This window comes from Spiroplasma endosymbiont of Virgichneumon dumeticola (assembly GCF_964264745.1).
Lineage (GTDB): Bacteria > Bacillota_I > Bacilli_A > Mycoplasmatales > VBWQ01 > Spiroplasma_E.
Window position 1 is genome coordinate 970,527 of record NZ_OZ183478.1, and the last position, 11,878, is coordinate 982,404.

18 protein-coding genes are annotated in these 11,878 nt (G+C 28.3%); 10 read left to right on the top strand and 8 right to left on the bottom strand.

Features of this window, described 5'->3' with window-relative positions; genetic code table 4:
* Window positions 1-27: 27 nt before the first annotated feature.
* Entirely contained in the window at window positions 28-783 is a 756-nt protein-coding gene (locus ACFEL4_RS06210) for an IS1595 family transposase (protein WP_375317033.1), read from the bottom strand.
* A gap of 466 nt (window positions 784-1,249) precedes the next feature.
* On the opposite strand from ACFEL4_RS06210, the gene ACFEL4_RS06215 reads away from it, so the two are divergent.
* The 8 genes from ACFEL4_RS06215 (at window position 1,250) to ACFEL4_RS06250 (ending at window position 4,258) form a co-directional block, all read left to right on the top strand.
* Window positions 1,250-1,486, top strand: coding sequence for a hypothetical protein (locus tag ACFEL4_RS06215; RefSeq protein WP_375317034.1), 237 nt, complete (start codon window positions 1,250-1,252; stop codon window positions 1,484-1,486).
* 15 nt (window positions 1,487-1,501) lie between these two features.
* Entirely contained in the window at window positions 1,502-1,660 is a 159-nt protein-coding gene (locus tag ACFEL4_RS06220) for a hypothetical protein (protein WP_375317035.1), read from the top strand.
* Between the two features lie 38 nt (window positions 1,661-1,698).
* Window positions 1,699-1,926 carry a hypothetical protein gene (locus tag ACFEL4_RS06225; protein WP_375317036.1) on the top strand — a complete coding sequence of 76 codons (228 nt, stop codon included), beginning with the start codon at window positions 1,699-1,701 and terminating at the stop codon, window positions 1,924-1,926.
* 119 nt (window positions 1,927-2,045) lie between these two features.
* The gene (locus ACFEL4_RS06230) at window positions 2,046-2,519 is read left to right on the top strand and encodes a hypothetical protein (protein ID WP_375317037.1); all 474 of its coding nucleotides are present in this window, start codon (window positions 2,046-2,048) and stop codon (window positions 2,517-2,519) included.
* A 168-nt stretch (window positions 2,520-2,687) separates the two neighbouring features.
* Window positions 2,688-3,167 (top strand): hypothetical protein, encoded by a 480-nt coding sequence (locus ACFEL4_RS06235; protein ID WP_375317038.1) that lies wholly within the window; start codon window positions 2,688-2,690, stop codon window positions 3,165-3,167.
* 33 nt (window positions 3,168-3,200) lie between these two features.
* Window positions 3,201-3,356, top strand: coding sequence for a hypothetical protein (locus ACFEL4_RS06240; protein ID WP_375317039.1), 156 nt, complete (start codon window positions 3,201-3,203; stop codon window positions 3,354-3,356).
* Window positions 3,357-3,425: 69 nt separating this feature from the next.
* Window positions 3,426-3,770, top strand: coding sequence for a hypothetical protein (locus ACFEL4_RS06245; RefSeq protein WP_375317040.1), 345 nt, complete (start codon window positions 3,426-3,428; stop codon window positions 3,768-3,770).
* 14 nt (window positions 3,771-3,784) lie between these two features.
* Window positions 3,785-4,258, top strand: coding sequence for a hypothetical protein (locus tag ACFEL4_RS06250; RefSeq protein ID WP_375317041.1), 474 nt, complete (start codon window positions 3,785-3,787; stop codon window positions 4,256-4,258).
* A gap of 82 nt (window positions 4,259-4,340) precedes the next feature.
* Here ACFEL4_RS06250 and ACFEL4_RS06255 read toward each other — a convergent pair whose 3' ends face one another.
* The gene (locus ACFEL4_RS06255) at window positions 4,341-4,685 is read right to left on the bottom strand and encodes a transposase (protein ID WP_375317042.1); all 345 of its coding nucleotides are present in this window, start codon (window positions 4,683-4,685) and stop codon (window positions 4,341-4,343) included.
* Window positions 4,580-5,116 (bottom strand): hypothetical protein, encoded by a 537-nt coding sequence (locus tag ACFEL4_RS06260; RefSeq protein WP_375317043.1) that lies wholly within the window; start codon window positions 5,114-5,116, stop codon window positions 4,580-4,582. Before ACFEL4_RS06260 ends, ACFEL4_RS06255 begins: the two co-directional genes overlap by 106 nt.
* Between ACFEL4_RS06260 and leuS the strand changes: the two genes are divergently transcribed.
* The gene (gene leuS / locus ACFEL4_RS06265) at window positions 5,097-6,797 is read left to right on the top strand and encodes a leucine--tRNA ligase (RefSeq protein ID WP_375317044.1); all 1,701 of its coding nucleotides are present in this window, start codon (window positions 5,097-5,099) and stop codon (window positions 6,795-6,797) included. The genes ACFEL4_RS06260 and leuS overlap by 20 nt on opposite strands.
* 3 nt (window positions 6,798-6,800) lie before the next feature.
* On the opposite strand, the gene ACFEL4_RS06270 is transcribed toward leuS, so the two are convergent.
* The gene (locus ACFEL4_RS06270; protein ID WP_375317045.1) at window positions 6,801-6,935 is read right to left on the bottom strand and encodes a hypothetical protein; all 135 of its coding nucleotides are present in this window, start codon (window positions 6,933-6,935) and stop codon (window positions 6,801-6,803) included.
* 71 nt (window positions 6,936-7,006) lie between these two features.
* Between ACFEL4_RS06270 and ACFEL4_RS06275 the strand changes: the two genes are divergently transcribed.
* A complete protein-coding gene (locus ACFEL4_RS06275; protein ID WP_375317046.1) occupies window positions 7,007-7,720 on the top strand; it encodes a sugar phosphate nucleotidyltransferase in 714 nt (237 codons plus the stop codon).
* A 242-nt stretch (window positions 7,721-7,962) separates the two neighbouring features.
* On the opposite strand, the gene ACFEL4_RS06280 is transcribed toward ACFEL4_RS06275, so the two are convergent.
* The 4 genes from ACFEL4_RS06280 to ACFEL4_RS06295 form a co-directional block, all read right to left on the bottom strand.
* Window positions 7,963-8,091, bottom strand: a complete 129-nt coding sequence (locus ACFEL4_RS06280) for a hypothetical protein (RefSeq protein WP_375317047.1) — start codon at window positions 8,089-8,091, stop codon at window positions 7,963-7,965.
* Between the two features lie 143 nt (window positions 8,092-8,234).
* Window positions 8,235-9,056, bottom strand: coding sequence for an IS1595 family transposase (locus ACFEL4_RS06285; protein ID WP_375317048.1), 822 nt, complete (start codon window positions 9,054-9,056; stop codon window positions 8,235-8,237).
* 121 nt (window positions 9,057-9,177) lie between these two features.
* Window positions 9,178-10,437, bottom strand: a complete 1,260-nt coding sequence (locus tag ACFEL4_RS06290; protein ID WP_375317049.1) for a DEAD/DEAH box helicase — start codon at window positions 10,435-10,437, stop codon at window positions 9,178-9,180.
* A 550-nt stretch (window positions 10,438-10,987) separates the two neighbouring features.
* A complete protein-coding gene (locus ACFEL4_RS06295; RefSeq protein ID WP_375317050.1) occupies window positions 10,988-11,755 on the bottom strand; it encodes an IS1595 family transposase in 768 nt (255 codons plus the stop codon).
* Between the last annotated feature and the right edge of the window lie 123 nt (window positions 11,756-11,878).

Here is an 11,878-nt window from a genome sequence, read left to right on the forward strand (position 1 = left end):
CCTATCTACGGACTTCTCCCCACATTTTTAAATTAAACATAGCATTACAGTTTCAAAACTAGGTATGTTATTGAATTTATATGCAGCTTCTTTGGCATATAAATGAATATGATGTTTTGCAACTTTGATATGTGTTTTAAATGTTCTTCGTATATGTTTTCATACTGACTCAATTTGGTTGGTATTTACACCAGTTTTTGAAACATAGCCATCTTGATGGTTAACTGTTTCATGCTTAGTGAAAACCGATTTCAAATCGCGATATCCTTTTCAAGAATCAGTATGTACATCACACTTTGAAGAAATGTGGTTTATTGCAAACTGCAAAAGATTTTTACTGTTTGCGTTTTTCAATACTTTCACAATCAGATTGTTGGTTGTTTTTTCATAAATACCAACAATCAAGGTTTTGTTCAACAAGGATCTTCCTTGTTTTTTAAAACCCATATGTGAAAGATACATTTCATCCATTTGCACTATGCCCTCAACAATGAATTGAGGTTCTTGTTTAGCAATAGCACTTCGGATTTTATGACCCATTCTTCAATCTGTTTTCAAGGTCACTCCCAATTCTTTTGCAACATCAGTTGATGGAATTCCATGTTTGGTGTTTATTCATCTAAAGATGATATAAAACCAAGATATTAAAGGTGTTTGTGACTTTGAAAATATAGTGCCCGTGAGAATACTGAATTTTTGATGACATTTCAAACATCTCATTTTTCTTAAATTAGAAGTATTCAAATTAAAACTAGAACACCTAATACATTTGCTTTGTTTCAAACTTGCTATATATGCAAGACATTGTTTTTCAGTTTGAAAAGTATTATTGAACTAATTCAATTTCATTGTTTCCTCCACAAGTACATGTGGGGAGAAGTCCGATATAAAATTTACAAAACATGAACAAGATGCTTATAAGCACATTCAATATTATTTAAGGAACTAAAAAAATGAAAGATAAAGTGAATTACATTAAATTAACAGTAAAACTTAGTAACAGTATATAAGCAAAATATCATGAGAAAGTTAATAAAGAATTATATTATACTGTTCGTGCTCAATGAAATGGATTAAACTATGTTACCTTAATTTTTAATAATCCCAAATTTTATAAACAATGTATTTTATTAAACAAAAATGATGAAATTATGGTAACTGGACAAATCTTTAATACTTTAAATATTCCAAAAAATCGTGCATTTTGTTCCATTAATGTTAAATGATTTAAAAAATGAAAGGAATAAATATGATTATACTACCTACTTTATTTGGAGATAAAGATGAGATTGAAATATTATCACCATCTCCGCAGGCACTTCATACACATAATGATATTAGAGCAATTATCCTGATGAAATATCCTAATGTTAAATCAAAACATATAGTTATTTCTGACCCCGAAGATAATGTTGCTTTAATAGTTGGTGATAATGAAGTCTATCAAGGATGAGTCAAAGTTTGAATTAAAAAACAAGGGAATTAAAAAGGAAAATAAATAATGAAAAATGAAACTAAAAAACAAATTGATAAAATTGAATGATATGAAAACATTAAAATTAGAAATTATGAATTTGAATTATTTGAATATCAAGTAAATACTTTATTAGATATTGTAAGAGAAATGTTAAAAGCAAATAAAAGAGTAAATAATGACTAAAGAAATTGAAGAAAAAAATAAAAACAAGGAGAATAAAAATGGAAACAAATAATTATACATTAACTAAATTAATAAGAACTGGTATAAGTCCTATTTCAGCAATGATTGGAACCAGTGCTTATTATGGACAATTAATAGGTAATCCAATACTTGGCAGTATTAATAGTTTATTATTTGGTAAAAAATTAGGTTTTGATATATGAAATTTAAATCAAAGACCTTCTGCTAAAACTAAACTAATTAATAGTTCTAAAAAATATTATTAGGTTTAGGAACAATTGGGTTAGCAAATTATACTAAATGAATAGAAAATAATATTAATCCAACTCCTAGTCCATTACCAATTCCAACTACTACTACCACAGAAACACCACCATGACCATTAATGGTGAATGAAAATAATAATCTTAATAATTTAATGGATTGAGATACTTATATTTCATTAAATGCTTATGGTATTTCAAATCTTATAGCAGGAATTACTGAATTAATACCTAATAGATTTGAAACTATTCGTAAAGTAGCAAATATGGCAAATGGTGGATGTTTAATATCAACTGGTGTTGCTATTGGTATTAATAATGGTTTTGATAATGCAAGTGCTATTCCTACTATTATTGCTGGTGCAAGTGAAATTACACATAGTTTATTACCGATAGAAACAAATCATGATAGAGAAATGCAAGAAACATCATTTACTAATGAAACAGCAAGATTAATTAATAATGATATTGATAATAGATTTACCATCAATAGCGAAACAACTATTCAATATGGTAGTGATAATATGAGTGAAGTACCATTAAACCATGCTGATAATCATTCATTAAATTTAGATTATAATCACATGAGTTTATAACAGAAAGGAAAACATAAAATGAAAGAATTTATCCATGAACTAATTATCATAGGAACATCTGTAGGAACATTAATTTGTAGAGAAATTATTGTAATTTTAAAAAAATATAGGCTTTTCTCAGCATTTATGTGATAAAATTTAAAAATAGTACATAAAGGGAGAAAAGCCATGATTAATTCTACTACAATTGAGTTTATTATTAAATTACCAAAAGACCCAAAAATTAAAGTACTTCCATGAATTGATAAAAGTACAAGACTTGATGTTAGTTATGCAGAAACTGATAAAATTCAAAAATTTATTGAAAAATTATATGTTGCAGGTGAAACAATTTCTGCTGTTGATTTATTAGGAGAAAATCGTCAAAATTTATTAGATACAATGCAATATGAAATTGCAAATGATTTAGCAAACAAATTGGCAAGTGATGATACTAATATAATTTCTCAATTTGCTACTAAGGTAATAATCGATAAGGCAACAGAACTCAAAGAGCAAGCAATTAAATATTTAGAAGCAATGTTATCTTCTTGAAATACTTTATTTCAATTAAGAAATGATGCTAATTCTCGTTTCTTTATTACTGATAGTACTTATGATAGTCTTGTTTATTTAGCAGATAATAAAGGATTAATTACTGATAATTAAATAGCACAACAATTAAGATTAAATGGTAATGATTTGTATATAAAAGGTGTATTATGTCAAATTGTAATGGATGATTATATGACCTTTACTAATGATAAAAATGAAAGTGAAATTATGTCTTTTATTTTAGCAACACCAAAAGCAATGAAAATATATATGTTACAACAAACAATTGTTTATGTTCAATAAATTGCTGATGATAAAGTTGGTAGAGCATACAAAGTTGGTGGTGAAGTATTAGGTCAATCAATTCCTTATATGTCAAAAAAAGAAACAACATCACGTTGAATGTTATGTGGCATTATTAAAACAGATAAAACTGATTTAAAAACTAAATTAACAACTTTAACAATTGATTTTAATGCTAAAACAGATAAAATAAATAAAGAATTAAGTGAAAATATTATGTATGCAAAAGAAGTTAATGGTTTAAATCCTAGTTTAGTAAATCCTATAATTACTTTTTTTAGTGATGCCCAAGGTAAAAATAATATAACTAGTCAAAAACAAAAAGCAGGTGACTTATATGTAGTTATTAGTACAAGTGTTAATGACTTAAACTATAAAGGCTCAACAAATCCTATTAAAATAATGATTAAATAAAGGAAAATAATACCATGCCAATTGGTACTACTAGCAATGCTATAATTTTAAACATAAATAAACCAAAACATACTAGAATAAGTAAACAACAAGAAAATAAAAGTTTATGATTAGAAATTCTAGAAATGATAAGTGTACAAGTAATAGCAGTTGCCCTTGCTCCTTTTACTGGTGTTTTAAGTGAAGATATAGCACTTACATTAGGTGCAAGTGATTTGCTTGCTAGTATTAGTGCAACAAGTATTGAATTTGCAACTGATTTTACTATTAATCAAGTTTATGATTATTTAAAAGGAAATGTTACAAAATTAAATACTTTCTTTAATGTATTACCAGCGTTTGCTGGACTTAATAAAATTACTCGTGGTTTTCGTACTACTAAATTTATTAAATTAGCACAAAAAACTAAAACATTAGAAAAAATTGGCATTAAAGACGCAAAAAATTTACAAGATGTTATTAATCAAGTAACAGGTAAAGAATTTTAACTGATAAAATTATTGGTAAACAACGATATTTATCTAACTATTCAGTTGCACCTAATCGTGAAACAATATTGCAAAACTTAGGTTATATTGCTCAAAGACAATTTCATAATAATTGAATATGATGTTTTGCAACTTTGATATGTGTTTTAAATGTTCTTCGTATATGTTTTCATACTGACTCAATTTGGTTGGTATTTACACCAGTTTTTGAAACATAGCCATCTTGATGGTTAACTGTTTCATGCTTAGTGAAAACCGATTTCAAATCGCGATATCCTTTTCAAGAATCAGTATGTACATCACACTTTGAAGAAATGTGGTTTATTGCAAACTGCAAAAGATTTTTACTGTTTGCGTTTTTCAATACTTTCACAATCAGATTGTTGGTTGTTTTTTCATAAATACCAACAATCAAGGTTTTGTTCAACAAGGATCTTCCTTGTTTTTTAAACCCATATGTGAAAGATACATTTCATCCATTTGCACTATGCCCTCAACAATGAATTGAGGTTCTTGTTTAGCAATGGCACTTCGGATTTTATGACCCATTCTTCAAGCTGTTTTCAAGGTCACTCCCAATTCTTTTGCAACATCAGTTGATGGAATTCCATGTTTGGTGTTTATTCATCTAAAGATGAGATAAAACCAAGATATTAAAGGTGTTTGTGACTTTGAAAATATAGTGCCCGTGAAAATACTGAATGTTTTATGACATTTCAAACATCTCATTTTTCTTAAATTAGAAGTATTCAAATTAAAACTAGAACACCTAATACATTTGCTTTGTTTCAAACTTGCTATATATGCAAGACATTGTTTTTCAGTTTGAAAAGTATTATTGAACTCATTCAATTTCATTGTTTCCTCCACAAGTACATGCAGGGAGAAGTCCGTTACTAAATATGCTGAACAATTATTACAAGGTTTAGATACTTTTGATTGACCACATAGTGTTAAAGAATTACAAAAGAATTGAATTGGCAAAAGTGTAGGGACCCTAGTTGATTTTCAAGTAGAAAATACTAAACATAAAATTACAGTATTTACATCACGTGTTGATACTATTTTTGGTGTTTCATTTTTAGTCATTGCTCATGAACATCCATTAGTTAATGATTTAACGACAAGTGAGTACAGCAATGAAGTTACTAAGTATTGTCGAAACGCCCAAAGTAAAACTGATTTAATGCGTCAAAGTGAAGATACTTCAAAAACAGGCGTCTTTACGGGTAGTTACGTTATTCACCCCTTAACAAAAATTAAAATCCCAGTATGGGTAGGAGATTACGTTTTAAACCATTATGGCTCTGGTGCCATTATGGGAGTTCCTGCTCATGATGCTCGTGATTTTTTATTTGCACAAACTAAAAAATTACTGATTACATTTATTATGAAAACCACTGATACAACTCATCCTTTTACGGGTACTAGTGAATATATTAATTCTGATTTTATTAATGGTAAAAATATAACGGAAGCTACTAAATTAATTGTTGATAAATTAATAAAATTAAAACAAGGTAAATCCCATACTGCTTATAAACTACGTGATTGATTATTTTCTCGCCAACGTTATTGAGGTGAACCATTTCCGATTATTCATTGAGCAGATGGGACTATTAGCACTGTGTCAGAACACGAGTTACCAGTATTATTGCCAAAAATGGCCAATATTAAGCCATCAAATGATGGTAGTGCTCCTTTAATTAAAGCAAGTAAATCATGATTACATGTGACAAGAACAGATGGTGTTACAGGTATGAGAGAAGTTAATACGATGCCACAATGAGCAGGTAGTTGTTGATATTATTTAGCTTATATAATGAAAAATGATGATGGTACTTATGCTGATTTTGATAGTAATGTTGCTAAGAACAGGTTTAAACATTGATTACCAGTTGATTTATATATTGGTGGCCAAGAGCATGCTGTTTTACATTTAATGTATGCTCGATTTTGACATTTAGTGTTATATGATTTAGGATTAGTACCAACTTCAGAACCGTTTTTAAAACTAGTAAATCAAGGTATGATTCTTGGTGAAAACAATGAAAAGATGTCGAAATCACGGGGTAATGTTGTTAATCCAGATGATATTATTAATGAATATGGTGCTGATACATTACGTCTTTATGAAATGTTTATGGGACCTTTAACAGCATCGTTACCATGATTAGCTAGTGGACTTGTTGGTAGTCATAAATTTTTAACTCGTGTTTATCGTTTGTTCACTGATAGTGAATACCAAAGTAAAATTAGTAGTACTAATGATATGACATTAGATACTATTTATCATCAAACTGTGAAAAAGGTTACTTGTGACATTAATGATTTAAGTTTTAATACCTCCATTGCCCAGTTAATGATTTTTATTAATGCTTGTTACAAAGCAAGCAGTATTTATCAAGAATATTTATTTAATTTCTTAAAATTATTAAATCCATTTGCTCCACATTTAAGTGAAGAATTATGGGAACTTACAGGTAATAAACAAGCATTAATCATAGTAAGTTTCCTACGTATAATGAAAAGTTTTTAGTGGCTAAACAGTTACTGTTGCTATTCAAATTAATGGTAAAACTAAACATACTTGTCAATTACCAGTTGATTTATCGCAAGCAGATGTTGTAAAAATCGTTACTAGTAATGAGAAAATTAAACCATGATTAAACGACAAAACAATAATTAAAACTATTTTCGTTATGAATAAAATTATTAATTTTGTTATTAAGTAAAAGGAGTATTTTAATGAAAGTTGCTATTATTTTTGCTGCGGGAAGTGGTACGAGATTACGCCCATTAACTCACGAGATTCATAAATCATTAATTAAATTTAATGATGTACCATTAATTGAACATACGATTAATAATTTATTGCAAGTACCCGAGTTGACAAAAATTATTGTAATTACTGGTTACTTAGAAAATGATTTTAAATATTTAACTATTAAATATTCTAATTTAACTTTAGTTCATAATAAGTATTATTTAGATTATGATAGTGGTTATGCTTTGAAATTAGTAGAAAAGTATTTTGATGGTAATAGTGATATTTTTATTATTTCTGGTGATATGGTTAGTACGATTAATCACTTTAATCATGAGTTTGATACTAATGTGATGTTTGGTGTTACTCGTGATGATAATGATAAAAAAGATGATTGAACTTATGAATTAAGTAGTGATGGTAATATTATTGATATTATTAAGTCGCATGATGCTAATAGTTTATTAGCAGGTGAGTGATCATATGTTAATAAATTATGAGCAAAAAAACTTGGTCAAGATTTACATGATCCTGAGCAAGTTTTAGTGTTGAAAACAACACTGGTTGGTAAGTATTTAATTAATAATAGTATAAAACATCATATGATATTAAAATCTTATGTTTTAGATTTTAATAGTCATTGGGATATTGATAATATTAAAGATTTAGAGCGTACTAATAAGTATTTTAAATAGAGGTTATGCTGTTAGTGTTGGTGGTTGATTATTATTATTATTATTATTATTAGCTTGTTCTTGTTCTGCTTTAGTACATGATTGAGCAAGAGTTGTATCAGTTTTTTCTTCTTTATTTTCCACATTTAATTTTATAGGTGGTTTTTTTTCAATTGATTCTTTTTTTGATGGGTATAAATAATTAAAAGGCTTTACTATAAAAAAATTATAAATTGGCAAACAAAAAATTTGTACTAAAAATTTTAAAAATCAATTTTTTTGGTTTGATTTTGGTGAAGAAATTTTTTTTCTTGCTCTTCGTTAGTTAATTTATTAAGCAACTCTTTGTTTGGTTGTTGTTCTTGTGGTTTTTGTTGTGTTCCATCTGCCATATTGCTTCACTACTCCTTAATATTTAAATAAAATTAGGCTCTGATTATTAATAAAATAAGGCTTTTCTCCCTTTATGTACTATTTTTAAATTTTATCACATAAATGCTGAGAAAAGCCTATCTACGGACTTCTCCCCACATTTTTAAATTAAACGTAGCATTACAGTTTCAAAACTAGGTATGTTATTGAATTTATATGCAGCTTCTTTTGCATATAAATGAATATGATGTTTTGCAACTTTGATATGTGTTTTAAATGTTCTTCGTATATGTTTTCATACTGACTCAATTTGGTTGGTATTTACACCAGTTTTTGAAACATAGCCATCTTGATGGTTAACTGTTTCATGCTTAGTGAAAACCGATTTCAAATCGCGATATCCTTTTCAAGAATCAGTATGTACATCACACTTTGAAGAAATGTGGTTTATTGCAAACTGCCAAAGATTTTTACTGTTTGCGTTTTTCAATACTTTCACAATCAGATTGTTGGTTGTTTTTTCATAAATACCAACAATCAAGGTTTTAAAAAACAAGGATCTTCCTTGTTTTTTAAAACCCATATGTGAAAGATACATTTCATCCATTTGCACTATGCCCTCAACAATGAATTGAGATTCTTGTTTAGCAATGGCACTTCGGATTTTATGACCCATTCTTCAAGCTGTTTTCAAGGTCACTCCCAATTCTTTTGCAACATCAGTTGATGGAATTCCATGTTTGGTGTTTATTCATCTAAAGATGAGATAAAACCAAGATATTAAAGGTGTTTGTGACTTTGAAAATATAGTGCCCGTGAGAATACTGAATGTTTGATGACATTTCAAACATCTCATTTTTCTTAAATTAGAAGTATTCAAATTAAAACTAGAACACCTAATACATTTGCTTTGTTTCAAACTTGCTATATATGCAAGACATTGTTTTTCAGTTTGAAAAGTATTATTGAACTCATTCAATTTCATTGTTTCCTCCACAAGTACATGTGGGGAGAAGTCCGTAAAATAATAAGTAGAACCTAATGGTGTTATATAATTTAGTTTAGTATGCTCAAAGTATAGCATACTTTTATTTTAATTAAAAGATTTAGTAACGGTCTTTTTTTCTTCAATTAGAGTTACCATTGTTACTACGTGAGAAATCATTTCTTCCTCTGTCTCCTCTATCACGTGATAGGAAACTTGGTTTTTGCGTAGCAGGTGCTAAAACAATGTTTTTTGGTAATTCTCAATCAGCGCTATTAAATAATTTAATATCATGTTTTTGATAGTATTGAATATCTTGAAGTTCATTGTATTGTGTTCTGTTGCTTACTAATGTAATAGCAGTTCCTTTGGCACCAGCACGGGCAGTACGTCCAATACGGTGTGTATAATATTCATGTTCACGAGGGATATCATAGTTAAATATGTAATCGATTCCGTTAACATCAATTCCACGAGCAACAACGTCAGTAGCAATTAAGACTTTAACAGTTCCATTTTTGAATTGACGCATTGCTTCTAAACGTTCTCTTTGACTTTTATCACCATTAATAACTGCAGATTGAATACCATTATCAGAAAGTACTTTCGCAATTCGTGCAGTGAAGGCTTTAGTATTTGAAAAGACAATGCTTAACTCTGGCTTTAGATTTTGGTATAAAGCAACTAAAGCAGTTTCTTTATTTGTATTACGACAGTCAAAGTAGAATTGACTAATATTTTCTTGTTGTAGTTTTGATGATTCATCTTCAACACTGATACTTACTGGATTGTTTTGGTAGTCATCAGCAATTCTTAAAACTGGTTTTGACATAGTAGCTGAGAAAAGCACAGTTTGAATATCAGTTGGTGAGTTTTCAAACAAGAAATCAATATCTTTTTTGAATCCCATTTTTAACATTTCATCAGCTTCATCTAAAACAATGGTTTTGATAGTGTTTAAACGTAAACTTCCACGGTTAATGTGGTCAGTAATACGGCCTGGTGTTCCCACAACAATATTACTTGTTCTTAAATCATATAATTGATTTCTGATGTTAGCTCCTCCACATAGTAAAGCGACATTTACACCATTTAAAAAGTAGGCATATTTCTTTACTTGTTTAGCAACTTGAATGGCAAGTTCTCTTGTTGGACAAACGATGATTGCTTGGTTACGGTATAATTTAAGATCTAAATTATGTAAGATTGGTAAAACAAAAGCAGCGGTTTTTCCAGTTCCAGTGTGACTTTTTCCAATGATATCTTTATTTTGTAAAGAAACAGGAATTGTTTTCTTTTGAATTGCCGTTGGAGTTGTGTACCCTCATTTAGCAATGGCTGCTGTTAGTTCTTGTCTTAAGTTTAGTTCTGTAAAACTCATATATTTTTTTCTCCTTAAAAAGTAAATTTTGGATAAATTTAGAAAAGACAGTGATAAATATAATTTGAAAAATAACCTCGTAAAAATAAAAAGGGGTTACTCTAAAAAATATTAGGTTTTAAATTAATTATTATTTTATATACTTATATTTAAAAGTATTAATTCATCTAATTTTTTCTAAAATTAAAAGTTGTCAAGTAATTTCATTTTGATTGCTTGTTTCTTTGACATCATTAACAACTCTTTGATAAATTTTTATCAATCATATCTTAAAAGAAAATTGTGAATTAATCAACAACGTATTAATGATACACTATATTTTTTAAAAAGTAAATCATTATCAAAATAATTATTATTTAAAATCTATGTTTTGTAAGGAGCATGAGATGAGTATTAATTGTTATAAATTAATTTTTTTCTACGAAATTAAAAATTAAGCAAAAAAATAAGGCTTTTCTCCCTTTATGTACTATTTTTAAATTTTATCACATAAATGCTGAGAAAAGCCTATCTACGGACTTCTCCCCACATTTTTAAATTAAACATAGCATTACAGTTTCAAAACTAGGTATGTTATTGAATTTATATGAAGCTTATTTTGCATATAAATGAATATGATGTTTTGCAACTTTGATATGTGTTTTAATGTTCTTCGTATATGTTTTCATACTGACTCAATTTGGTTGGTATTTACACCAGTTTTTGAAACATAGCCATCTTGATGGTTAACTGTTTCACGCTTAGTGAAAACCGATTTCAAATCGCGATATCCTTTTCAAGAATCAGTATGTACATCACACTTTGAAGAAATGTGGTTTATTGCAAACTGCAAAATATTTTTACTGTTTGCGTTTTTCAATACTTTCACAATCAAGGTTTTGTTCAACAAGGATCTTCCTTGTTTTTTAAAACCCATATGTGAAAGATACATTTCATCCATTTGCACTATGCCCTCAACAATGAATTGAGGTTCTTGTTTAGCAATGGCACTTCGGATTTTATGACCCATTCTTCAAGCTGTTTTCAAGGTCACTCCCAATTCTTTTGCAACATCAGTTGATGGAATTCCATGTTTGGTGTTTATTCATCTAAAGATGAGATAAAACCAAGATATTAAAGGTGTTTGTGACTTTGAAAATATAGTGCCCGTGATAATACTGAATGTTTGATGACATTTCAAACATCTCATTTTTCTTAAATTAGAAGTATTCAAATTAAAACTAGAACACCTAATACATTTGCTTTGTTTCAAACTTGCTATATATGCAAGACATTGTTTTTCAGTTTGAAAAGTATTATTGAACTCATTCAATTTCATTGTTTCCTCCACAAGTACATGTGGGGAGAAGTCCGTAAAATTATTAATGAATTTATTGATAAATCTACGAAAGATAAAATTAAAGAACTGATTATAAGCAATAATAATCAATTAGAATATGTT